Source organism: Hymenobacter sp. HDW8 (genome assembly GCF_011305775.1).
Taxonomy (GTDB): Bacteria; Bacteroidota; Bacteroidia; order Cytophagales; family Hymenobacteraceae; genus Hymenobacter; species Hymenobacter radiodurans.
In genome coordinates, this window is sequence record NZ_CP049907.1 from 1809895 (window position 1) to 1835903 (window position 26009).

A 26009-nucleotide genomic window follows, 5' to 3' on the forward strand; every position below is an offset into this window, starting at 1 on the left:
TCTCTGATCATATGACTGTTCGTTCCAAATTTGCAACGCTGGCAATGCTTGGGCTGTTGGGCCTGAGTGCAGGTAGCTGCTCTGATTTTCTTGAACCTACTCCCCAAACTTCCGTTGACCGAAACGATGTATTTACTGACTTAGAAGGTGCGCGAGGGGCAGTAATCGGTATCTACGGTGCTCTGACGAGCGCTAACTACCTAGGCCTTCTTTATCCGGTTTTCGCTGACCTAGCAGCCGATAATTTGGCTCATATCGGTACTTTCCCGACTTACGCTCAAACCAAAAACCGTAATATTCTGACCGATAACGTTAATAATCAGGATATATACTTCGCCATCTACCGTACGATCAACCGCGCCAATAACGTCATCGCTCAGGTTCCGGCTATAGCCAGTATCAGCGAAGAGCAGCGCAATGCATTTCTGGCTGAAGCCTTGTTTTTGCGAGCTTATGCCCACTTTGATGCTACTCGGTATTGGGGTGATGTAGCGTTGGTACTCACCCCTACCTCTACGCCTGACGCTACATTAAATGTAGCCCGTTCGCCCCGTGCTGCTGTATACGAGCAAGTTCTTGCTGATTTAACGGCCGCGGAACCATCTTTACCTGAGGTAAATGTAGGCCGAGCTACAAAATCGGCTGCTACAGCGCTACGAGCACGTGTAGAATTGTATCGTGAAAACTGGCAAGGTGCAGCCGCAGCAGCTGATCAGATTATAGCTAGTAATCGTTTTCAACTTTTACCCAGCTACAGGAGCGTCTTTACAACTGAGAATTCGGCGGAGTCTATTTGGGAAATTCAGTTTGATGCCAATACGCAGAGCTCTCTTGCTTTTTTCTTTCTACCCGGTATAAATGGCGGACGAAATGAGGTGAGCCCCACTGGCCCAGCCAGTACACTGCCAACAGCGTACGAAACCGGCGACCAGCGCAAGGATGCATCAATTTCTAACGGCACTTTCATACTAGGCACACGACCTGTTGCAGCAGGCGTGGGTATTAAATATACCGACCCAGGTACAGGTACTGATAACTTCCGTGCTATCCGTTTTGCCGAAATCCTGCTGATTGGAGCAGAAGCAAAAGCTCGGCTTGGAGACCTACCAGGGTCGCTTACACTCTTAAACCGAGTACGAGTACGTGCAGGTCTAGCCCCCAGAGTTGGTTTAACTCAACCAGCACTATTGGATGCTATTGCGCAGGAACGCCGAGTAGAGTTGGCCATGGAAGGACACCGCTGGTTTGACTTAGTGCGTACAGGTAGAGCCCAATCGCTACTAGGTATTGTAGACCCTAACCGATTGCTTTTCCCCATTCCGTTCCGCGAAACTGTTAATAACCCGAACATAACTCAGAATCCTGGTTATTAGAGTTTGATCAGATTGTAAAAAAAGCCCCCCATAATTTATGGAGGGCTTTTTTTATTTATACCCAACTCTATGTAGCGATTCTTGATTCTAGCCAAAGTCTGGAAGTCAATTCCTTAACTTAAATCATTGTTAATCACAACTATATGTATTAACTACAAAATTAGCAAAGCACTTATATCATACATATGTAGCTAATAAATATAACATATACGATATAACGTTCTGCATAAAGCATGTTATGAGAATGTTATGAGATTTGAATTATGCATATCTTGGTCTTTAGTATTCACCCTTCATTAACAAATCTATTGCATGAAAAGAATTCTATTAATGAGTTTTTTACTCATTCTCACTCTGTTGCAGCAGGTGAGCGCACAAGATCGGAGCATTTCCGGTCGGGTTACAGATCGGCAGACAGGTGAAGGTCTACCCGGCGTAACTGTATTACTTAAAGGTACCACCAATGGTATTTCAACCAACTCGGATGGTACTTTTTCATTATCCGTCCCGGCTTCAGGCGGAATATTAACGTTCAGCTCGATTGGTTTTGTTACACAAGAGCAGTCAATTGGCACAAACAACCAGATCAACGTAGGGTTGGCCGCTGATACTAAAGCACTGAGCGAAGTAGTTGTAACAGGCTATGGCGGTTCACAGGAAGTGAAAGACATCACTGGTTCCGTTGCTCAGGTTAAGGAAGAGAAATTGCTTCTCCAGCCTGTACAGAGTGTTGACCAGACATTGCAAGGCCGTATGGCCGGTGTAAACGTTAACACAACCAGCGGAACCCTAGGCGACCAGGCAGCAGTTCGTATCCGGGGTGCCAACTCTATTTCAGGTAGCTCCGATCCGCTGTATGTGGTTGATGGTATTCCATTGAATACTTCTAACCAAGGCAACGTACTCAGCACGCGATACAATCCCCTGGCCGATATCAACCCTAATGATATTGAGTCAGTTAACGTATTGAAAGACGCCTCAGCAGCAGCTATCTATGGTTCGCGCGCGGCTAACGGCGTAATTGTAATTACTACTAAGCGTGGTAAATCGGGTCAAAACCGTATTTCGCTGAATTCATTCTATGGTTTTCAGCAAGCTATCCGCAAGCCTGAAGTACTGAATGGAGCTGACTTCGCTACTATCAGCAACGAAAAGGCTAATAACAGCCGCTTCGGCAGCTCAAACGGCGTCGCCAATACTACCTTCCCTATCGACATCGCAAAGCCAATTGACGTAAATGGTGATGGTATCGATGATGAGACAAACTGGATTGATGAGATTTTCCAAACTGGTACTCAGCAGAACTACCAAGTAGCTTTATCAGGCGGCAATGAATTCGCTAAGTACTACGGTTCAGGCGACTGGAATGACCAGAAAGGTATTATCATGAAAAACCGTCTGCGTCGCGGCTCCGGACGTTTGAATCTTGATCTAACTCCGAAGAAATGGTTGAAGTCGGGTGTTAGCCTTAGCTATGCTAAGACGTATAACCAAGGCATCAACGGCGAGGGTGCTCTAGCAGGTGCTACGGTATCGGGCTACACTGCTCCACCAAACGTACCCGTATTCAATCCTGACGGCACGTATTATCTGAACAACTTGGGCAACTTAGGCAATGGCAATAACGCTATTCCAAATGCTGCTATTGCTCCTAACGCTTACTATCATATCCCAGGTACGCTCTCGCTAAACAAAAACGACAACACGTCGCAGCGTACATTAGGCAACGGCTATCTGACGGTTGAGCCCTTTAAAGGCTTCTACCTAACCACAAAGTACGGTATTGACTATACTACCAACTTTGAGGAGCAGTATAGCAGCGGTATTCTAGGTGGCTTAGGCCGGAACATTCTCGGCGCGGGTCAGCTTGGCTTGGTACAGGACTACAACACAGACCGTACTCAGTATAACTGGCAAAACTACGCCAACTACGACCGCACTTTTGGTGAAAACCATACTGTTGGGTTGATTGCTGGTGTTGAATACCAAGAGACGAAGCTCCGTCGTATTTACACGGTTGCCGGTGGTTTCTCTGACGACAAGTTCCAGTCTATCATCGACAACGTTTTCACCTCACAGGCTCCCGGTGGAGGACAGCTGTCTAATCTTGGCTTCAAATCCTACTACGGTAGCGCAAACTACAGCTTCGGCAATAAGTACTATGCTAACTTCTCGCTGCGTGCAGATGAGTCGTCTGCATTCGGAGAAGACAACCGTCGTGGTGTATTCCCAGGTGGTTCTGTAGGCTGGCGTATTTCAGAAGAGAGCTTTTTACAGAATATTTCTGCAATTGGCGATTTGAAAGTCCGCGCTAGCTATGGCTTGGTAGGTAACTCTAATGGTATAGGCAACTATGCTTCTCGTACCCTAGTGGGTGGAGGTCTTTATGCTGACGTAAACGGCTTCACTATCTCGCAGGTAGGCAATCCGGCTTTGGGATGGGAAACATCTAAGAAGCTTGACATCGGCCTCGATGCTTCTCTATTCAATGATCGGGTGAATGTCGTTTTTGACTACTTCAACAATGATATCAGCGGCCTGCTCTTAGCAGCCCCTGTATTGCGTAGCACGGGCGTACCCGGAGCCTCTATCAACCGGAACATCGGCTCGATGTATAATCGTGGTTTCGAATTGACATTGAACACGGTAAACGTAAAGTTGGATAATGGCTTCTCTTGGAGTTCCTCCTTCAATGGCTCGATTATCAAGAACCGCGTAACTGAGTTGGCAACGCCAAACGATATTATCTCTGGTGTTCAGCGCGCCAGCGTTGATAAGGCACTTGGTATCTATTATCTGCCTGAGTGGGCCGGTGTAAACCCTGAGAATGGCAATGCGCAGTTCTACGATAAGGATGGTAACATTAAGCAGTATGATGCTGCTTATACTGTTCGCAACGGTACTGTATTTACAACTGGTCGTTGGCTGGATGCAAATGGCGAGGCTACCACTCCTATTGGTGCAGCTGACTTTAAGTATCAGGATGGCAAAACAGGCTATGCCAAGTTCTTTGGTGGCTTTGACAACACATTTGCCTTCAAGGGCGTTGAGTTGGGTATTTTCATGCAATACAGTGCTGGCAACTATATCTACAATGGTTACCGCTCTGCTATGCTAAGCAATAGCTTCCAGAATAATATCGTAGAGATCAAGGATCGTTGGACTACTCCTGGTCAAGAGACGGATATCCAAAAGCTTGTATTACGTGACGTAGTATCAACTCAGGCTTCTACTCGCTGGTTGGAGAAAGGTGATTTCCTGCGTTTACGTCAGGTTAGCTTAGGCTACAACTTGCCTGCTTCTGTGGCTCAGCGTTTAGGTTTAAACAACGTGCGGATTTATAGCCTTGTGCAAAACCTGTATACGTTCACGAAATACAGTGGCCTTGACCCTGAGGTGAACTCTAACATCACTTCCAACATTGCCTATGGCACAGATGGCCGCTCTGTTCCTCCTACGCGGAGCTTCACCTTCGGCATCAACTTGGGTATTTAATTTTGCTCTCTCTTAGAATCATGTTTAATAACTCCACTCTACGGCAGCTTGTACTTTGCACCTTGCTGCTAGCCACGGCTACCAGCTGTGAGGATATTGTAGAACAAACTCCACCGCAAGCATTAACTCAGGAAGATGCTTTCGCAAACCCCGACCGCATTCAAAAAACCGCAACTGGCATGTACGACCAGTTACAGAACGCCGAGTTCTTGGGTGGCCGCGCACTAATCTATAGTGATATACGCAGTGATGACACCAATCCCACCGGCTTCTTCGGTGGTATTGGCACTTTGAATGCGCTGGCCAACGATGGTACTGTAACCAACGCTTGGACAGGCGGTTATCGGAGCCTGTACGGTGCTAACTTCTTCATACAAAATATGACGAAGAACACGGGCAAAGTGGCACCAGAGCTAGAGGCGCAATACATAGGTGAAGCCAAGTTCATTCGGGCGCTGGTGTATTTTCACTTAGTGAATCTGTTTGCTCAACCCTACAATTTCACGGCTGATGCTTCTCACCCTGGCGTAATTCTACAGCTTGATGCACCTGATGCTGTATCTGCTTTCGATGCAACCCAAGCCAAGCCTCGCTCTACAGTACGGGAAGTTTATGCTCAAATTGAGGCGGATTTGACAGATGCCATTGCAGGGCTGCCAGAAACTTACACCACCAACTTCGATAAGACGGCGCGTGCCACTAAGGATGCCGCCCGCTCATTGCTTTCCCGCGTGTATCTCTACGAAGGTAAGTATGCTGATGCTGCTCGCTTGGCAGGTGAAGTAGTAACCGGAGCACGTCATTCTTTGGCTGCTACTCCCGCTGTGCCGTTTACTCTTGCTACCTTCTCAAACGCTGAGTCAATTTTCTCGGTGGCCATGAACGTATCGGATAACCCGAATACGAACAACGCCTTGGGACAGCACTATGGTCGTCGCGCAGACATAAGCGTAAACCCTTATGCTTTGATTCCGACTAGCCAGTTCCCTGCTGATGACCGTCGCCGTTTGCTGTTGCTCACGCCTACCACTATTCCTGCTTCCACCAGCAGCCCTCTGATTTTTACCAAGAAGTACAACGAAGCCTCGGCTGACTATGTGCCGATAGTAAGATATGCAGAGACCTTGCTCAACCGTGCTGAAGGACTAGCTCAAACAGCCACTGGCGTAAGTGCTGAGGCTGTTACACTCCTGAATCTGGTACGCAACCGTTCGAAGCCCGCAACTGCGCCTTCTTACACAGTTGCTGACTTTGCTAATAAGGCTGCTTTGATTGAAGCTATCCTGTTGGAGCGCCGCTTGGAGCTAGCTTTCGAAGGCCACCGCTACTACGACCTGATGCGCTATAAGCGTAACTCCAGCCGTATTGCGTATGGTGCAGAAAGAGCAATTCTACCCATTCCCTTGGTAGATATTCAACAGAACCCCAATCTAGTGCAGAACCCTGGGTACTAATCAGGTTAGGTTCAACAAAAAGCCCCGGCTGCATAGCCGGGGCTTTTTTATTTTCATTGGTTTCTTTTCTGTATTGATTAGCTGGCTGCAAGCGGTAATTAAGTGGGCCAACACATAGAAATTAAAATCATCAAACCGCTTATAATCAACTATATGATACCTTAAAATACAAGCAAAACACACATAACTACTCTGTAGTAATGCGGCACAATAAAAAAAGCCTCCCGGAATGCTCTGGGGGCTTTTTTATTGTGCCAGACTTTTTCCAAAAATTATTCTTCGAGCCAAGCAACAGGTAAGAAATCCTGTGTGTCATATAGGTTCAAAACCTAACAACTTGTTACCAAACAAGCTGAACGATAATGTATTACAAAAATATTTTCAATAAAAATGATTGCAAAAACCATCTTGAAGACGGGTAATATGGCTATGCAAAAGGCACAAAATTATCAACTAAAATTTAAATATTTTAAAAACAAAATACTATTCACACTAGAGGCTTTCACTTTAAACTCTTTGGTGCATGAAAAAAACCTTACTCATGAGCTTACTGCTCATGTTTGGCTTGCTACAGCAAGTTTGGGCTCAGGACCGGAGCATTTCCGGCCGAGTCACTGATCGACAATCTGGGGATGGCCTACCCGGAGTTACGGTTCTGCTTCAGGGCACAACCAATGGCGTCTCAACTAATGCAGATGGTTCTTACTCGTTGACTGTGCCAGCCAGCGGGGGTACGCTCACCTTTAGCTCTATTGGTTACGTCACCGTCAACCAGCCAATTGGAACTGAAAATCAGATTAATGTTTCCTTAGCAACCGACACCAAGCAATTGAGTGAAGTAGTGGTGACGGCACTAGGCATTCAGCGCGAGTCGCGCGCACTAGGCTACGCCGTCTCAGAGGTTAAAAGCGAGCAAGTAGTCCAGAAATCGGAGCCGGACGTGCTGCGGACTCTCCAAGGTAAGGTTCCTGGCGTCAATATTGGCGGCTCCAGCGGCGCTCCGGGTGCCTCGACCCGTATCACGATTCGGGGTAACTCGTCGCTGCTTAATGAAAACCAGCCGCTGTTCGTTATTGATGGCATTCCGTTCGACAACCGTTCAGATCAATCGGTTGCTTCCCTTGGCAACAGTGCCCCCTACTCCAACCGCGCCGTTGACATCGACCCCAATAATATTGAGTCAATCAACGTGCTGAAAGGCATTGCCGCCACAGCTCTTTATGGTTCGCGGGCAGCAAATGGCGCGGTTGTCATAACAACGAAAACTGGCAGTCGGAACCGCGGTGATAAAGGGTTGCAGGTAACATATAATGCCTCTTTTTCGGCCGATCAGATATCGGGCCTACCGGAGTTTCAGAACAAGTATGGCTCAGGCGGTAATGGTGTCTACTCTCAAGCGAATGGCTCGTGGGGGCCCGCATTTGGCAGTATACAAGCACCCGTTGATGTACCGCACCCATTCGATGTACCACGACTCAATCAGGCATTTCCGGAGTTCGTTGGCGCACGTTATCCTTATCAGGCCTTTGATGATAACGTTAAGGATTTCTTTAAAACAGGGACCTTATTTGAAAACTCTGTCACCGTTGCTGGTACGGGTGAAAACGCGAAGTTCTCTGCGGTACTATCGCGCTCCGACCAGGATGGGATGATTCCAGAGTCGAGTTTTGACCGCACCAGCATCAGCACAGGGGGCTCAGGCCAGTTTAATAAGTTCACCATTGGCGCTAACGTAACCTATGTAAATAGCGAACAGGATGGGCCGACGCTGGGAGCCGCCAACGCTGTCGGTAATGCTTCTTTCCTTAACCGTTTGCTATTCCTGCCCCGCAACCTTGACCTCTCAGGGCTACCGTCTGAAAACCCCATCACCCGTGGCTCCGAGCTAGGCTGGCTAACAGGGCAAACAGGAGCAGATAACCCTTATTGGTCAGTACGTTACAACACATATAATTCGCGCGTTGACCGAGTTCTGGGCAACTTAAATCTGGGCTATGACTTCACTGATTGGTTGAGCTTCAGCTTCACTGGGGGCGTGAACACCTATAATGATAAGCGTCGCTCCGTAATTCGTCCTGGCTCAACGGGAGCCAACGGTACGGGCCAGATCATTCAGGATTACATCACTAACACTGAACTCGAGGGCACGGCGTTGCTGACGTTCAATGACAACCTAACGGAAGATATCAGCTTACGCGCTATTGCCGGCTACAATGTGAACCAGCGCGTTTACAACAACTCTTCCGTACTCGGTACCAATTACATTCTGTTTGATATCGATGACATTACGAATGCTCGTAACGTATCCCAAAACGGCACGATTCAACAAAGACGTCGCTTGTTTGGCGTCTTAGGAGACGTTACCCTGGGGTATAAAGACTTTGTGTACCTGAACGTGACAGGTCGGAATGACTGGTCATCGACACTCTCGCCTGGCAGCAATACATTCTTCTACCCGAGTTTCAGCGGCTCCTTGATCTTCACTGAAGCCTTTGGTATCCAGTCGGACATACTGAACATGGGTAAGGTGCGGGCTAGCTGGGCCAAAGCAGGTAACGACGCGCCCATTAACGCCCTCAACAATGTATTCACGGTAAACCCAACTTTTGGTAATAACGCCGCCTCTATCACATTCCCCTTCAATGGCGTGGCTGGTGCAGCGCGGGGCGGACGAGTGAGCAACCCTGAGTTGACACCCGAATTTACCAAGGAGGTGGAGTTTGGCACTGACCTGAACTTCTTCTCAGACCGCATCGTGCTGAGTGGCACCTATTACGACCGTCGTACGACCGATCAGATCATTAACCTAACGCTACCCTTTGCCACGGGCTTCACCTCTTTCCTTACGAATGCCGGGGAAGTATCCAACAAAGGCGTTGAGCTTGCGCTGACCGTAGTGCCCATTGATGCTGGCGGATTCCGCTGGAATACGTTCACCGCTTTTACCCGTAACCGCAACATTGTGGAGGAGCTAGCCGAGGGCGTACAGCAGCAGTTGAATGGGGTTACGGGGGCCTTTTTCTCCGATCCCCAATCGATTCATCGTCCTGGCCAGCCCTATGGTCTGCTCGTTGGTTCAGTGGCCGCCCGCGACCCGCAGTCGGGTAAGGTGCTCATCAACCAGGCTACGGGCCGGATGATTATTTCACCCACCGTGGATGTTATCGGCAATCCAAACCCCGACTTCACCTTGGGCTTCACCAACACCTTTACCTACAAAGGGTTGTCGTTGCAAGGGGTTATTGACTACCGCCAAGGTGGGGACATTTGGTCTCAAACAATCCAGAGCTATTTCTTGCGAGGGGTAACCAAAGACACCGAAGACCGCGAGAAGACGGTAGTGATTGACGGTGTGTACGGCAACCCAAACACCTTCCAGCCTATTCTGAATAGCGATGGCAGTGCTACTCCAAACACGACCGCTATTTCCTATAACGATTTGTACTTCGGTGCGGGCTCTTTCGCTAGTGGTGCAGCATCCGAGTTTGTCGTTTTCGATGCCACTACTATTCGCTTGCGCGAGATAACGCTTGGGTACGACTTGCCTAGCAAGTTGCTCGAAAGAACAAAGTTATTCCGGGCGGCCAATCTCAGCTTGTCGGGGCGTAACCTGTTTTATATCACGCCTAACCTGCCTAAGTACATGAATTTTGACCCAGAAACCAGCTCGTATGGCGCTGGCAACGCGCAGGGTTTTGACTTCACAAATGCTCCGTCTTCGCGGCGCTATGGGGTCAACTTGCGCGTGACGTTCTAGGCATTTTCCTCCTGTTCAACTTAGAACTTACTTCTCATGAAAATATCTAAAATCCCTGTCACCCTGGCGTTGCTTGGGGTGCTGGCAGGTGGGGCTGGATGCGAAAAGTTTTTGGATGTCAACACTGATCCCATCAACCCGGTAGATGTCAACATCGACCTGCTCATGACGACAACTCAGACGGCGATGGGTATTTACCTGGGTCATAATGTATTAGGCCTAAGTCAGTATACTTCCGCTCTTATGCAGCAGATTATTAATGGTCGGGTTGGTACCTATGGCCTTACGGGCGAGACCTTTAATAACTCTTGGCAGGGCTTGTACATCAGCACACTGTCTAATAATGAGGCTATAATTGAAAAGGGTACCGCTACCAATGCTTGGACGCACGTGGGCGTAGCACAGATTCAAAAGGCCCATGTAGTCAGCCAAATGGTGGATATGTGGGGTGATATTCCCTACTCCGAAGCGCTACGTGGCTCCCAAACATCAGCGACCAATTTTAATGCCCCCCGCTTCGACGACGACGCGGAAATCTATGCCGACCTGTTCCGTCTAATCGACGAGGGCATCGCCAATCTGCAGCGGACCGATGCTAGTCGGCCCTTGGGCGGCGACGATCTGATTTACGGAGGTAATCGCGACAAGTGGATTCGGCTGGGCAATACGCTGAAGCTGAAGCTCTACAACCAAGTGCGTCTTGTGCAGGACGTTCGAGCGCAGGTTACGCCTTTGCTGGCACAAAACCTGATTACCGCCGCCGACGATTTTGAGTTTCGCTTTAGTACAGGCAGTGGCCCCGAAAACCGCCATCCTGGCTTCCAAGGCGATTATGCGGGCAGTGGCCGGGAGAATGGGGTTAATCGGTTCTTTTATGATCTGATGAGAACTACCGGAGGAGCTACGCCAGATCCGCGGATTCCTTACTACTTCTTCAATCAGTATACGCTGAACACTCCCTCCGCCATTGCGGATTACCAGGAAGGTCGCTTCATTACAGTGCAGTTTGGCAGTAATGGCCCACAGGCCAACACCAACAATGCAAACGTGCGCACACTGCAGGGCTTGTACCCCATAGGTGGCCGCTATGACAATGGTGCCGGTTTGGCGGCTGGTGCTACGGGTGCCTCAGCCCGAGGCAACGTACCGCAGCGCTTTATCACCTTCTTCGCGCGTAAGTTCATCGAGGCAGAGTTGCAGTTGATGGTGTTGGGTAACCAGGCTGCTGCCCGAACGGCCTTTAGCGACGCGGTAACGGCTTCATTCAACAAGATCAACTCTATCATCACGACGACTAACCCCCAGGATGCGGCGCAGTCCTATACTGTACCCCAAATTCCGGCGGCTACCATCACCGCTTACGTTACGGCGGCGCTGGCTCGGTACGATGCGGCGGTTGGGGATGAGGCTAAGCTCAACGTTATCATGACGGAAAAGTACATTGCCAACTATGGCACGGGCACTGATGTGTACACCGATTACCGGCGTACGGGCTACCCGCGCATTCCATATTCAGACCTGCCTGCGTACCCTGGCACTGTGCAGACGGGGGCTTTTCCGGTTCGGCTCACGTATCGTAACAACGACCTGCTCACGAATCAGAATGCTCCTGCGCAGCCAAACGTAACCACAGACAAAGTTTTCTGGGATAGATAAGCTCCTGCTTTTATATAAAGTAGTAGCATCACCATTTTTCACTAAGACTATGAAAAAGGTTCTTTTTGCTTTGCTGGTAGTGATTTCAGCGCTAGGCGCGTCGGGCTGCGAGGATGATCCAGACTTACCTTTCCCGGAAACCAAGGAATATCCGCAGATCTATACCAACGTAACGGCTGAGAATGCCTTTAAGCTCACAGAGGTACAAGGCACGGGCAATGCCGCCGCTCGTTTTGATATACAGGTACAAGGCGGCAATGCGAATGAGGTGGAAGCCATTCAAGTATACCGCCAGTTTGTGGGGTTCAACGTACCCGCTGGCACTACGGCTCCCGCACTAGGCGTGGGTGGTCCTACGGTATTGCTTCGTACAGTTCCGCCCACTTCGGGCACGATTGAACTGACAATTGACGAGGTAATTCAAGGCTTGACGCGGGCTACGGGCGCTACGCAAGCAGGTGCTCGCACTGCCCTCACCCGAGCGTCGTTGCGGACCGGAGAAGGCTTCCGCTTCACGTATGCCTTGCTGTTGAAAGATGGCACACGCATCGAGTATAATCCCACTTTCCTGAATGCTCCTTTCTCGGGCATCGTAACTATTCAGTAATGCTGCCTGAAAGTTTAGTCGCAAAAAAGCCCCCAGACGATATCTGGGGGGCTTTTTATTTCTTATTTGAGTTGAACCGGCTCATAGCCGTGGTAGGGCTGATTCGTAGAGCCTATAATGCAGAAGCTAGTGCACTTATAACGAGGATAAAATCTTGCGGGCTACTTCGGCTGGGTCTGCGAGTTTGTCTTCGGTGTGAAACGCTACGAACTTATCGACTTCACTAAACTGCCGGTTGTCGGTGTTCCGAATCTGCTCCTGCATCCCTGTGTCGAGTACTCCTGGGGAGATAGTTTGCACGCGCACTCCCGTACCTCGCAAGTCCTGCTCCTTCTGAATAGCGCGCGACAACGCATCGAGGGCCGCTTTGGAGGCCGAATAAGCTGCCCAACCATCTACGGCCCGCTGGGCCGCACCGCTACTAATATTGAGAATAGTGCGCGGGCAAGTCATGTCAGCATAGTTACTCAGAAAGGTATTCATGAGCATAGCCGGGGCCACCAAGTTCACATTGAAGGCAAAGGTGAAGTGCTCATTGGGAAGCTCACCCACGTACCCGATTTGGCCTAATACCGCGGCATTGTTTATCAGCGTGAGGCTAGCTGCATCGGGATGGGGGGCAAATACGGTGTACAAATTGGCCTCCACGGCCAAAATATCCGATAAGTCGAGGGGGCGATGGTGGTAACGCGCATGCTCAATGGTAGCATGACGTGATACTCCTATGACCGTCGTATCGGGTTGGCGCAGCACTTCTTCAGCTAGCGCTTTGCCTAAGCCTCGGCTTGCGCCCGTAATGATGTAATAATGCATTGGGTATTGGAAGTAGAGGTGAGACCGTCGAAAGGAAGTTCTTATACGGGCAAATCATCTGCAGAGGAAACCCAACAAAAAAGGCGACTCCTGGAAGCCGCCTTTTCTACAGTAAGTATGAAGCCGATAGCTTGCCCAGTCGGCGCTACCTTTTATCAGAGGATATATTGCGATAAATCGCGGTTGCGAACCATATCACTGAGGCGTTCTTCCACTAGCTCGCGGGTAATGAGGATATGGGCATTGGCGCCGATACGATCGGGAACATCGAACAGGATGTCGTTAAGCAAGCGGCTCATGACAGTGTGCAGGCGCCGCGCCCCAATGTTTTCGACTTCCTCGTTCACTTCAAAAGCTATTTCGGCTACGCGCTCTAGAGCGGCGTCATCAAAAGTTAGCTGTACTTCCTCGGCTATCAAGAGTGCCTCATATTGCTTGGTGAGGGCATTTTTCGGCTCCTTAAGAATGCGATAAAAGTCGGCTTTAGTGAGGCTTTGCAGTTCTACTCGAATCGGGAAGCGACCTTGCAGCTCGGGAATCAGGTCGCTGGGCTTGGCTACGTGAAACGCACCGGCGGCAATGAACAGGATATGATCGGTGTTGATGACGCCATACTTGGTGCTGACGGCCGAGCCTTCCACGATGGGCAGCAGATCGCGCTGCACGCCTTCGCGGCTTACGTCGGGCCCACCGCCCCCACTTTTGCCGTTGCGGCTAGCTACTTTATCAATCTCATCAATGAAGATGATGCCCGCATTTTCGGCGTTGCGAATGGCTTCGTCCTTCACCTCATCCATATCGATGAGCTTAGCTGCTTCCTCATCGAGCAGAATCTTTCGAGCTTCGGCAATAGTGACTTTACGCTTGCGGGTTTTCTTGGGCATCATGCTGCTAAGCATATCCTGAAGGCCGGCCATCGAGGCTTCGTCCATGCCGCCGGGTCCACCTACTACGCCAATACCGGGCGTATTATTCTGCTGGACCTTGATGTCAATCTTGCGGTCATCGAGCTCGCCGGCCCGAATTTTCTGACGGAATTTCTCGCGGGTACGCTCGTTTAGCTCATGGTCACTGTCGGGCATGGCACTGCCCTCACCACCAAAGCCGACGGAAGGCTTAGCTACCGTAGTAGTGGCGCCGCTGGAAATAGGCGGAATAAGCGCATCCAGAATAATATCTTCTACTACCTGAGCTGCCTGCACCTTTACTTCTTCCTTGCGGCGCATGCGCACCATATTCACCGATTGCTCTACCAAGTCGCGCACCATGCTTTCCACGTCGCGACCCACGTAGCCAACTTCCGTAAACTTGGAAGCTTCTACTTTCGTGAAGGGCGCGTCGGCAATGCTGGCTAGGCGGCGGGCAATTTCTGTTTTGCCTACCCCAGTCGAGCCAATCATAAGAATATTGTTGGGCACAATTTCACGCTGCATATCAGCAGGGGCATGCAAACGGCGCCAGCGGTTGCGTAGCGCAATAGCCACGTGGCGCTTGGCATCATGCTGACCAATGATGTACTTATCGAGTTCGGCTACTATTTGCGCCGGAGTAAGAAAAGAAGCTGATTCAATCATGGGATAGAAGAAACGTGGGCAGGTGTAAACCCACAGGTGGTGAGGTTGGACTGCTGCTTGTGAGCGGGACTCTTATACGTCGTGCTAACGGGTTAGGCTATCGGCGTTACTCCGCTTACCAAACGAGTTACCGTAGAAAAAGAGTGTAGCTAGCTTCAGAAGCCGACTGGTCAAGGGCTACCTGTTGGCGCAAATAAAAAGGTGTTGTAAGAATTTGATAACAAGGTCAATTGCTATTCTGCTTATTAAAAAGCGAGTCCAGATTACGGGCCACAGTGAAGTAGTTGGCTGCCCCCGATGCGTGATAGTAAGCGCGGGTATAATCGAGTTGAAACTCGCTGATACGCAGCATCGCTCCAAAGCTCAACCCTGCTCCCGCCGACGTGTTTTCGAGGCGCAGTTCCCGGCGTTGCAAATGGTTGTAGCCCGCGCGCAGGTGGAAGTTCTTACTGAACAATACTTCGCCCCCCACCACAAAGTGGCGGGCTATTTTGTCCCCCAGCGACTTTTTAGGCTTGATTTCCACGCCATTATCGTCGAGCTGTCCGCGCTGGTTTGGGTCGAGGTATACTATATCCAGCTGCTGGAGATGGTGCGCCGTGATAGAGAGGCGCAAAGGCATGTATTCCGGCTTGAAGGATGCGCCCAGTTGCACGTCCAGCGGCATGGGTTCGCGGTCGGCGCCGGCATACGGCTGGAGTTGGTAGCCCACATTGCGCACCGTGAGGCCGACCGTAAAATCCTGCGATGGATGTTTAAAAATGCCCCCCACATCAGCCAGAGCGGCCAGCGAATGATTGCCGGCAATACCAGACACGGCGAGTTTGAGCGTACCGGCCAGCGTGAAGTTGCCGCTGGTGTAAGCATCCGACACACCGAGGGCGTATTCATTGACTGAGAATTCACCTAGGCTATTACCAGCAGCATCAAACTGCTCGAACCTGCCGTAGTTCAAATACGTGAGTCCAACGCCCAGTCGGCCAAATGATTTGGTATTGAAAACGTAAGCGGCCGTACTCTGCTTGATATCAGACAGGTAATCAACGTAGCCGAGCGCCAGGCGGCCATCCATGTCAGCGTTGAGCAGGGCGGGGTTGCCATAAATCATGGTCGCGTCGGCGTCGCGGGAGCTGACGTTTACGCCGCCCAACCCAGCTAGCTTGGCACTGGGGGGCAAATTCAGAAAAGTAAACGCCTGCTGGCCCCCAATCTGCGCGGCCGCTGGCTGGCTGGCTAAGATTGCTCCCAGCACCAAACTAGAGAAGCCGAGCAATAAACGAGAGGGCAGCAATCGAATCATCGTTCCAAGATACAGCGATTAGGCTACTCTGGCTTTACTTCAATGTATGAATTGGAAAGAGCAGTGGCCCCAGAATGTTTCCTTACAATAGTTGGAGATTTCTCGCCGACACAGTAAGGAAGCATTCTGGGGCCACTGCTCTTTCTATTTTCTTATGATACCTCTACGCTTGGGCCATATAAGGCTGGCGCAGGCTCGTCGCGCACGGTAAGCTTAATGGGATTAGCTACCAACTCGTCCAGCAGCGCCACCTTCAGCACATCATCGACGCGGGCAGCGTAGTGAATAGTCAGATCCTTGAGATACTCGGCCGAAATCTCTTGAATGTCTTTCCGGTTCTTATCGCAGAGAATCACGTCCCGGATGCCGGCGCGCTTGGCAGCCAGTATCTTTTCCTTGATTCCGCCCACCGGCAGCACTTTACCGCGCAGGGTAATTTCGCCCGTCATGGCTAGGTGCGAACGGATTTTACGCTGCGTAAACACCGAGGCAATGCTGGTGAAAATAGCAATACCCGCGCTCGGTCCATCTTTGGGAACGGCACCTTCCGGGAAGTGAATATGCAGATCGTATTGATCAAAAAGCCGGTGGTCGATGCCCAACGAATCGGCGCGGCTGCGCAAATACGACAAGGCAGTAACGGCCGATTCTTTCATTACATCGCCCAGCTGACCAGAAAGCGTCACTTTGCCCCGGCCACGACTCAGCAGGCTTTCGATAAAGAGAATATCACCCCCTACCGACGTCCAGGCTAAGCCCGTCACCACGCCAGCCGTTTCGTTGTCTTGATACAGGTCCCGGTCGAAAGTAGCGGCCCCGAGAATGCGGCTTATATCTTTCGGCTCTAGCACCGCAACGTGTGCTTCTTTCAAGGCTTTGCTTTTAGCAATGTTGCGGGCTACCGATCCAAGCTTGCGCTCCAAGCCACGCACTCCCGACTCGCGGGTATAGTCATCGACAACACGCTGCAAAGCGGGCTGGGTGATGCTCACATCCTTTGGCGTCAAGCCGTTTTCGTGGAGCACTTTGGGCCACAGGTGCTTTTTAGCAATCTGCGTTTTTTCTTCCAGCGTGTAGCCTGTCAAGTCAATGATTTCCATCCGGTCGCGTAGGGCCGGATGAATGGTATCCAACGCATTAGCGGTAGCAATGAACAGCACCTTCGACAAGTCGTACTCCACCTCCAGATAGTTGTCAGTGAAGGTTGAGTTCTGTTCCGGATCGAGTACTTCTAGCAGCGCCGACTGTGGGTCGCCGCGGAAGTCAGCGCCTACTTTATCAATCTCATCCAGAATAATAACCGGGTTTGAAGCTCCCGCCTTCTTAATTTGGGCAATAAGACGGCCGGGCATGGCGCCCACGTACGTTTTGCGATGCCCACGAATCTCGGCCTCGTCGCGCACACCGCCCAGGCTCATTCGCACATATTTACGCCCGAGTGCCTTCGCCACCGAGCGTCCTAAAGAGGTTTTACCCACGCCAGGAGGGCCATAGAGGCACAAAATCGGCGCCTTCATGTCCTGCTTCAGCTTCAGCACGGCCAGATACTCAATGATGCGGTCCTTTACCTTTTCCAAGCCATAGTGGTCTTGGTCAAGGATTTTACGGGTACGAGTCAGATTGAAGTTATCCTTAGTGTACTCCGACCAGGGTAAATCGAGGAGAAACTCTACGTAGTTCACGCTCATCGGGTACTCAGCCGCTGCGGGGTTTACGCGACTTAGTTTATCTACCTCCTTGGCAAAGTGCTTGGCAACGGCTGGGGGCCATTTTTTATCCTTCGCACGAGCACGCAGCTTCTCTAGCTCTTGGTCGGGGCCATCAAAGCCAAGCTCGTCCTGGAGCACCTTGATTTGCTGGCGCAGGAAATAATCCCGCTGCTGCTGATCGATGTCTGTATGAACCTTGCTCTGGATCTCGTGCTTGATTTCCAAAAGCTGAATCTCCTTCATCATCATTTCCAGCAGGCGCGTGCCCCGCTCCACGCCATCATTGATTTCCAGCAGCTTCTGCTTCAACCCCACCTCCACGTTGATATTCGAGGACAGAAAATGGGTAAGGAAAGCCGGCGACTCGATGTTATCCAACGCTACCTGGGCCTCTTGTGGAATTTCAGGATTGAGCTTGAGCATCTTCGCAGCCGCATCTTTCAGCGACGCCACCAAGCCTTTTACCTCCTTAGAGGTCTTGTTAGGAAACGTTTCGGGGAAGTAGCTGACGCGAGCCGTTAGGTAAGGGCTGTCCTGCTGCACCTCTTCTACCTTAAATCGGCTTTGCCCCTGGATAATGATGGTTGTGTTGCCATCGGGTAACACCAACAGTTTCAGGATGCGGGCCATTGTGCCCACTTCATACAGGTCGGCGAGCGTGGGGTCGTCGCTTTGGGTGTTCTTTTGGGCCAGAACGCCCACAATCTTATTGCCGCGGTACGCTTTGCGTACCAGCCGGATGCTCTTTTTGCGCGTTACGGTCACGGGTAATACCACACCCGGAAACAACACAGTGTTTCGTACGGGCAACAGGGGCAATACGTCGGGCGCATCCTGCCCGGAAAGGGTCTGATCTGGATCAGTGGCAATGATGGACACCATCTCGGCGGGATCTTCAGCCATTAGCAAAACGGATGATTTGGGACGGCGCGAATTGCGGTTTTCACTCATAATAATACAATAGGGGAAAGCTGGCGGCGCCAGAATGACAGAATTGCAGCGCTCCGTAGCTCCCCAGGGGCAACGGTAGTCCGAAGGTACGGCTTTGACAAGTGCTATGCCACTAAACCCCATCGGCCTCGCGCCGACAAATCGGCATAAATACCAGATGGCGGCGAGCCAATGAGGCAGATAATAAGCTTAGTACTTGGATTGAAAAACTTCTATTTTTGGTCTCTGGCGCGGCAATTGTAGCGGCTCTTAGGGTTCAAAAAACGTCGTATGCATCGCTTATCGGGTCTGGTTTTACTGCTTTGGTTTTTAGCCGTTTCGGCTACGTACGGGCAGCAGCCTACGGACAAGCCTTTGCAGGTACGGCCCCTCACCGGCAAAAAAGCCCCCCAGCTACGCCTACGGCCCGATGCGACACCTAGCTTTCCCAACGTAAATCGGGTAGCATACTATCAGGACAAGAAAGCGCTCAAAGAAATTCAGCGCGCGGAGAAACGCAAAAACTGGACGCAGGCCCGAAAGCTGCTGGAAGCTTACGTCCATCAGTTTGGCATTCAAAACTTTATCAAGGATACTCCGATGCTTTGGCGCTTAGCCCAGCTTTGTGAGCGCACCGGTGATGAGGCGCGCGCCAAAGCCTACTACCGTCTGGCGCTCAAGCATCATCGGCAGGATATTACCAAAATTCAACTCTACTACGACTCCTTGGAGCAGAAAACCCAGGACTTGTACGTACCCCTGAAGACCTATTACGACCTAGTAGAATATCGCAAAAACATCGTCACGTTTCACCCGCCCAAGGGAGTGTATACGAGCATGGGCGACGGCATCAACTCCGACGTGGAAGACTATGGTCCGACGCTGAATTCGGAAGCGGGCTTGTTTATTTTCTCTTCCAAGCGCAAAACCCGCGGCATTACCAGCCCCGTCGTCGATGAAGACTTGTACACGTCGCGTAAGGAAGGCGAGTATTGGACCGATGCCGAACCGCTGCCTAAGCCTATCAATTCGCCTTATAACGAAGGGTCGGCGTGTATTACCAAGGATGGCCGCACCATTTACTTTGCCCGGTGTGAGTGCCCAAACTGCCACGGCAACTGCGACCTGTTTCAGTCGACCTTTCAGGATGGGCAATGGTCGGTGCCGAAGAGCTTGGGGGCCAATGTGAACTCAACAGCATGGGATTCGCAGCCGACATTGTCGCGGGGAGAAGACACGCTTTACTTCGCTTCCGACCGGCTGGGGGGCTTTGGCTTATCGGACATCTGGTATACAGCTAAGCAAAAAAACGGGCAGTGGGGAAAAGCGCAAAACTTAGGGCCAGTGATAAATACCCGCGAAAGCGAAGTCAGTCCTTTTTACCACCCCATGTATAATGTGCTGTATTTCAGCTCTAGGGGGCAATTATTAAACTACGGCGACTTCGATATTTATAAGAGCTACCGTGTGCAAGGTCGTTGGCAGGAGCCGCGCAACGTGGGGCCGCTAGTGAATGGCAAAGGCTCGGAGTATTACTTCACCATCGATGGCGACTCCAAGAATCTGTACTACGCCCGCTCGGAGGTAAAAGACCTCAAAAACCTTGACCTCTACTCCTTCCCGCTCCCGATGGAGGCGCAACCACTGGCTACTACGCACGTGGAAGGCGTGCTAGCCGACTCTGTTACAAAGAAGCCGCTGGGGGGCATTGTCAGCATTATCGACACGGATAATGGCATTGAGGTAGCCAGTAAATACCTGCGCCCCGACGGCTCATTCGATTTTGATTTAATTGAAGGCTCGCGCTATGTAATGCTGATTCAAAGCCCAGATTTCTTCAGCGTGGAGAAGCAATTTGAATTGAAAGGTGACACGTTGATGCGCCTGCTTACCAACTCGATTGACTATCGCCTGCCCCTAATTTTCCGCAATATTGAGTTCGACCAGGGTAAATCTACGATCCTTCCATCCATGCATAAGACGCTGGATCAGATTACGTTGTATATGGTCGATCATCCCACGTTCCGACTCAGCATTTCAGGCCACACCGACTCCAGCGGCGACCCTGATGTGAATGTGGCCCTTTCGCAGGATCGAGCCCAGGCCATTCGCAACTACATTGAGCAGAAGGGCAAGCTCAAGCCCAACCGCATCGATAATACGGGGTACGGTAGCACGCAGCCCTTACGAGAAGAGAAAACCGAAGAAGATAGCCGCTTTAACCGCCGAGTGGAGTTTCGATTGATTAAGCCCGAAGAAAGTAAAGACGCGGGCGCGGGCTGGTAGCTCGCGGCCTGCCTCACCACACATACGTAGCAGCAGCGCCAGCCGGTAACGTATGACTCACGGTTTGCTGCCCGCGGCGGACACCGAAAGTCTTAGGCTCGCTGCCTTCGTTCAGGACGATAAGTACAACTTTGTTGGCAGGTGTGCGAAAGGCCACGTTTGGTAAGCCAGACACTTCCGAGGAAGCTATGCGCACCGAACCAGGGAGCACGAATTTGCTGGCGTGAGCGATGATATAGTACGCGTCTTCGCGCCGTACCGAATCTTTGTCGATGGTAATTGCCCCCCGGCACTCCGTGCAGCCGCCGGGCGTGTGTGGGTTTTGCTGAGAGTCGGCGGCTAGGTTCCATTCCAGCACGGTGCGTGCCCAGTTGCGCGGCGCCCCGATAACGAGGTTCTTGATGTGCCAGCCGAAGTTATCGGCAAACTTCGTTTTGGAGCCTACCCACTGTTCAGTGAAGTAAATGTGCTTTTCGGGGTAGGCATCGTGCACCTTGCTCAGCGCCTCAATTTGCCCCCCATACAGGTGGAAAGCCGAGCCATCGATGTAAGCGCGCGCCTGTGGGTCGTTAAGAACGGTAAGTGGGTACTCGGGCTTATCGGCGTTGTGGTCGTAAATGATAATTTTGGTATCCAGCTTCGCGGCTTTAAAGGCGGGGCCCAGATTGTTCTTGATGAAGCTGGCTTGTTGCTCAGGCAGCATCAGCAAACTTGGGTTATTGCCGGGGTGCAGCGGCTCGTTCTGCACGGTAATGGCATCAATGCGAATACCTTGCGCCGCGTAGCCCTGCACATATTTCACGAAGTAGCGCGCGTAGGCATCATACCATTCGGGCTTAAGGCTGCCACCTTTGGAGTCACCATTGGTTTTCATCCAGGTGGGCGGCGACCAGGGCGAGCCAAGTAGTTTAATAGCTGGGCTGATGGCCAGAATCTCCTTCAGCACCGGAAGCAGATGCTCTTGGTCAGGGGCCAGACTGAAGCGTGCCAGCGTCGGATCGGTCTCGCCGGGGGGCAAATCATTGTAGGAAAATACCCGGTCGTCGAGGTCGGAGGCACCGATACTCAAGCGCAGGTAACTTACACCGATTGCGTCGCCATTGGTGCTAAAAAGCTCACGTAATAGCTTATTGCGGGCACCGGGGGCCATTTTATGCAGGAGCATGGCGCTGCCACCCGTAAGGGTATACCCAAAGCCATCCATGGTTTGGAAGCGCTGCTGCTCATCAATCCTAATGACGGGAATATCAGGGGCAAGCGTTGCTTCCACCCGCAAATCAGGTTGCGCGGCGAAGCGCTCCGACTGTGTCGGATTGGTCAGCCATACTTGCACGGAACCAGTAGTGGCACGGCCACTATTTGAGCCAGGCAACACACCGCAACCAACGGCAAAGGCCAGTAGCCCGGCACTTAGAATAATCAGAGTTAAGGAATACCGCATAGTGGTGAAAGTAGTAAATAACCAGCTGGACTACTCACTACTCCTCTACGGTCTTATTATCGCAGCGGGGGAATAAAACTACTCTAAGCCCTACCGCAAATTATCTCCTCTGGCATAACCAAGCTACTTAACCCGATGGGTTATACTTACTAGGTTGTTGCTCGCCATACCGGGCTGATTCATAGTCCGTAGGCCACGGTTAGGTAATACAGACCGCCCACGCTCGGCCCGCCCAGGTACGAGACGTAGTAGTTGTTGAGCACATTGCTGGCGCCCAGCTTCAGGCGTACCTGCGCGGCGGGAATGTGGTAGCTAAGTTGAGCATCGAGCGTCCCATAGGCCGGCACGGTACCCACCACTAGAAACGTCTGGGAGAAGTAGCGATTCTGGTGGCGATAGTGAAGCCCAAAGCCGACGTTGCCGACGATGTTCTCGTTGGCCACGCTCAGGTTATAGGCCCAAACCGGGGTGTTGAAGCCGTCTTCCAGGCCGTCCCCGTTCTGGGTGCGGCGCAGGCGGGTGTAGGTGGTATTGGCGCCCAGCAGGTAGCCACGGCCCACCTCGTAGCGCACCCCGGCCGAGCTCCCGTAGTTGGTCACCCGGCTCTGCGAGTTAGTCCAGAGGCGGTAGCGGGCCTGCCCAGCCCGGGCATTCAGCGTTGTGGCCACGGTGTTCAGGTCCGCCGTGGTCAGGAGCTCCCCAGTGGCCGTGACCGGCACGTAGGCTTCCACCTGGGCGATGAAGTCGCGGTAGGCGTTATAGTAGAAATCCACATCGACTAGCAGCCGGCCCTGGGGCAGCAGGCCTGCTTTATAGCCGATTTCCAGCGAGCGGATGTACTCCGGCTTAAGGTAGGAATAGGGATTCTTCACTAGGCGGTCCTGGTTGTCGGCGATGGCCTGCTGGCGCTTCTGGGCGGCTGTCTGCGCCGAAGTATTAGCGTTGATGGCCGCCGTCACGGCCGTATTAAACGCGTCGATGCTAGTGCGCAGGTAGCTGTTCTCGAACACCCCGTCCGACATGACCCGCAACCCGCCGATGCGCTTCACCTGGCCGCTGTTCACGTTGGAGAACCCTTCGAACAAGCTGGGAAAGCGGTAGCCGCTCTGGTAGCTGAGGCGAAAGTTCTGCTGCTGGGTGGGCAAGAACACGGCCGTAAAGCGCGGGTTGAATTTCACGTCGAAGTAGTCGTTTTTGTCCACGCGGAGCGTGGCCGTGAGGCGAAGCTTTTCCGCCAAGAAACGGCCGCCGGCCTGCACGAAGCCGCCGTTCTTCGAATAGATCAGGTCGTCTTGCAGTGGGTCCTGGCCCGGCGCGGGGTTGATAAAGTAATTGCCGTCGGGCACCACTACATAGGTGCGGTGGTCTGCCCCAGCCAACAAATCTATATTTGCCGGCAGCTTCCCACTTTTCCGGCGCCAGGCTTCGGCCAGGTTCGCCTGGGCCTCGGCGTGCAGCAGGTTAGCCTTCACACGCAGGGCCGCGCCCTGATCCCAGTTGTTGATGTCCTGCAGCTCGCCGAGGCGTTGGTTGAAGGCCGGCGTGCCGGGTTGCAAGCGGCCGGCATCGGCGGCGAAGCGGACGCTGGCGTGGGCCTGGGCCACGGTTTGCCCGGCCACTACCGCCTCGTTCCACGCCATGGCATACTCGTTGTTCCAAACCGCGTCGGGTTGGAAGCTGCGGTCTAGGTTCTCGCCCATGGAGCGCAGGTTGTAACTCTTGCCGGTATTTTCCAGCGTGGCATAGGCCCGGGCCTGCACCACGGGCGTGGTCAGGGTTAATGCGTGTTGCTGCAACAAGTAGTCCTGCAGGCGGAAGCGGTTCGAGCGCTGGTACACGTTGTCGAAGCCGGCCACCCGGTAGGTGTAAGCCAGCTCCACGCCGGGCTCGAAACGGTAGTGCAGTGCCGCGTCGGCCTTCAGGATTTTGATGGTATAGTCCACTAAATCCCGCTCGTCGTAGCCGGTACGGGCCACTGTGTACTGCCGCCCCCCGAGCGTGAGCGTGCTGCGGTCCGAGGATTCATTGCCGTAACTGTTCACCGGGTCACGGGCCGGGTTGTTGACGCCGAAGAGCCCGGTCGTCGCGTTGCCCTGGGCAAACAGGTCGGTCTTGTCGTTGGCAATCCAGTCGTTGGCGCGCAGGTAGGTACCGTTGACTTTAAAGGCTAGCTTCTCGGGCACCAGCACTTGGGCGTAGCGCACGCTGGTTTCCGAGTAGAGTTTTTCCGACGAACCGCCCAGACCGAGGGTCCGCACATTGGGGTCATTCAGGTGGTTGAGCCCTGTTTGCTGGCGCACGCTCAGCCCTTGGAAGGAGAACAGGTTCTTGGTCTGAAAATTAGCCAGCCCGTTGATGGCGTTAAGGCCGTAGAGGGCCGCGGCCGTGCCGGGCACCACTTCCACGCTCTGGATATCCAGGTCGCTGGGACCCAATACATTTCCAATGGGCCCGCCGATGTGCGGGGCCTGGTTGTCGACGCCGTCCACGAGCTGAGCGAAGCGCACGTTGGTCGTGTTGGTGAAGCCACGGGCATTGAGGACCCGAAACCCCAAACTGGGCGTCAGGACCTGCACGCCTTTTAGATGCTCCAAGGCGTCGAAAAACGAGGGCGCGGGCGTCAGCTGGATAGCGCGGGCATTTAGCTTCTCCACCGTGACTGGCGACTGCAGAAAGCTTTCTTCCACCCGGGAGGCCGACACCACCACCTCATTCAGGGTGCTGCGCACGGTATCCGTCGGGGTAGTGCGGCGGGCGGGAGCCGGGGTCTGAGCCGCCGCGACAGGCGCCAGGGCCAGCGCCGTTAGGCCGAGCGCCACCTGGGGAATGAAACGTAACGTCTTTTTCATTAGCTCGAGGTAGGGCAACGTGGGGGAGCTACTGGTTCGTGCACATTAACCACGCGCAGACCCGTGAGCTGAAGCACCCAGCGGACGGGGCTGCTTTTCCAAGGGTACGACAAGCTGGTAGGGGGCATTTTTGGCTGGCAAGGGCTGCCCGTCGAGCTGATCGGCCAGCAGGATGGTTTGGACCGCAAAGGCAGTGTCAATTTCAGGCAGGGCACACACGGCTTGGTAACCGTCGGCGCCACCCATCAACACCAGCCAGCCGGTAGCCAGTACTTGAAAGCTCACGCGGCAAGGGTATCGTTTCGACATGCAGTTAACGGTTATATTTAAATAAATATAACGATGACCACGCCTTAAACTTGTCTACTTTTTGGGGAGGGGCTAAGAATATAGTCGAGCTGTCTCGTCGGCTAGGAATGCGGCGAACCGGGCGTGCATAGCGCGAAAATCGGCCACCGCCTGTTCTCCCGCCGGAGTGAGGCTTGCCCCGCCGCCGCGCTTGCCGCCAGTCTGGGTCTGCACTAGGGGCGTACGCACTTGTGCGTTCATGGAAGCTACTAGGTCCCAGGCGCGCTTGTAGGACATGTTCATAGCGCGGGCCGCCTGCGAGATAGAGCCCAGGGCCGCGATGTGTTCCAGCAGCTCCAAGCGGCCAATGCCCATAAACCGGTCGTCGGGGCCTTGCAGCCACAGCCGGCCATCAAAGCGAAACGGCACGCCGGCCAGGAGCAATTCTTTCATAAAGCAATTGGTAAGGTGCGTAAT

General features: G+C 52.5%; 15 protein-coding genes. 7 read left to right on the plus strand and 8 right to left on the minus strand.

Features of this window, described 5'->3' with window-relative positions:
- The first annotated feature begins 11 nt into the window (after window positions 1-11).
- From G7064_RS07440 to G7064_RS07465, 6 genes are all read left to right on the plus strand, one after another.
- Complete coding sequence (locus G7064_RS07440; RefSeq protein ID WP_166073097.1) at window positions 12-1373, plus strand: RagB/SusD family nutrient uptake outer membrane protein; 1362 nt, start codon at window positions 12-14, stop codon at window positions 1371-1373.
- A 312-nt stretch (window positions 1374-1685) separates the two neighbouring features.
- Window positions 1686-4868 carry a SusC/RagA family TonB-linked outer membrane protein gene (locus G7064_RS07445; protein WP_166073098.1) on the plus strand — a complete coding sequence of 1061 codons (3183 nt, stop codon included), beginning with the start codon at window positions 1686-1688 and terminating at the stop codon, window positions 4866-4868.
- 20 nt (window positions 4869-4888) lie between these two features.
- Complete coding sequence (locus G7064_RS07450) at window positions 4889-6322, plus strand: RagB/SusD family nutrient uptake outer membrane protein (protein ID WP_133271906.1); 1434 nt, start codon at window positions 4889-4891, stop codon at window positions 6320-6322.
- A 523-nt stretch (window positions 6323-6845) separates the two neighbouring features.
- Window positions 6846-10079, plus strand: coding sequence for a SusC/RagA family TonB-linked outer membrane protein (locus tag G7064_RS07455; RefSeq protein WP_166073099.1), 3234 nt, complete (start codon window positions 6846-6848; stop codon window positions 10077-10079).
- Between the two features lie 36 nt (window positions 10080-10115).
- Window positions 10116-11735 carry a SusD/RagB family nutrient-binding outer membrane lipoprotein gene (locus tag G7064_RS07460; RefSeq protein WP_166073100.1) on the plus strand — a complete coding sequence of 540 codons (1620 nt, stop codon included), beginning with the start codon at window positions 10116-10118 and terminating at the stop codon, window positions 11733-11735.
- 49 nt (window positions 11736-11784) lie between these two features.
- Window positions 11785-12342 carry a hypothetical protein gene (locus G7064_RS07465; RefSeq protein WP_166073101.1) on the plus strand — a complete coding sequence of 186 codons (558 nt, stop codon included), beginning with the start codon at window positions 11785-11787 and terminating at the stop codon, window positions 12340-12342.
- 135 nt (window positions 12343-12477) lie between these two features.
- Here G7064_RS07465 and G7064_RS07470 read toward each other — a convergent pair whose 3' ends face one another.
- The 4 genes from G7064_RS07470 to lon form a co-directional block, all read right to left on the minus strand.
- The gene (locus G7064_RS07470; protein WP_166073102.1) at window positions 12478-13155 is read right to left on the minus strand and encodes an SDR family NAD(P)-dependent oxidoreductase; all 678 of its coding nucleotides are present in this window, start codon (window positions 13153-13155) and stop codon (window positions 12478-12480) included.
- Between the two features lie 155 nt (window positions 13156-13310).
- Window positions 13311-14729: an ATP-dependent protease ATPase subunit HslU gene (gene hslU / locus G7064_RS07475; RefSeq protein ID WP_166073104.1), complete on the minus strand. Its 1419-nt coding sequence runs from the start codon at window positions 14727-14729 to the stop codon at window positions 13311-13313.
- Window positions 14730-14955: 226 nt separating this feature from the next.
- Window positions 14956-16029 (minus strand): type IX secretion system protein PorQ, encoded by a 1074-nt coding sequence (porQ, locus tag G7064_RS07480; protein WP_166073105.1) that lies wholly within the window; start codon window positions 16027-16029, stop codon window positions 14956-14958.
- Between the two features lie 152 nt (window positions 16030-16181).
- The gene (lon, locus tag G7064_RS07485; protein WP_133271899.1) at window positions 16182-18641 is read right to left on the minus strand and encodes an endopeptidase La; all 2460 of its coding nucleotides are present in this window, start codon (window positions 18639-18641) and stop codon (window positions 16182-16184) included.
- Window positions 18642-18959: 318 nt separating this feature from the next.
- Here lon and G7064_RS07490 point away from each other — a divergent pair, with 318 nt between their 5' ends.
- Complete coding sequence (locus G7064_RS07490) at window positions 18960-20954, plus strand: OmpA family protein (protein ID WP_166073106.1); 1995 nt, start codon at window positions 18960-18962, stop codon at window positions 20952-20954.
- 13 nt (window positions 20955-20967) lie between these two features.
- On the opposite strand, the gene G7064_RS07495 is transcribed toward G7064_RS07490, so the two are convergent.
- The 4 genes from G7064_RS07495 to G7064_RS07510 form a co-directional block, all read right to left on the minus strand.
- A complete protein-coding gene (locus G7064_RS07495; protein WP_166073107.1) occupies window positions 20968-22395 on the minus strand; it encodes a glycoside hydrolase family 30 protein in 1428 nt (475 codons plus the stop codon).
- A 179-nt stretch (window positions 22396-22574) separates the two neighbouring features.
- Window positions 22575-25244, minus strand: a complete 2670-nt coding sequence (locus G7064_RS07500; RefSeq protein WP_205711192.1) for a TonB-dependent receptor — start codon at window positions 25242-25244, stop codon at window positions 22575-22577.
- A gap of 45 nt (window positions 25245-25289) precedes the next feature.
- Entirely contained in the window at window positions 25290-25553 is a 264-nt protein-coding gene (locus G7064_RS07505) for a hypothetical protein (protein ID WP_166073108.1), read from the minus strand.
- Between the two features lie 72 nt (window positions 25554-25625).
- On the minus strand, window positions 25626-25985 hold the full coding sequence (locus G7064_RS07510) for a winged helix-turn-helix domain-containing protein (protein ID WP_166073109.1): 360 nt from the start codon (window positions 25983-25985) through the stop codon (window positions 25626-25628).
- Window positions 25986-26009 lie beyond the last annotated feature (24 nt).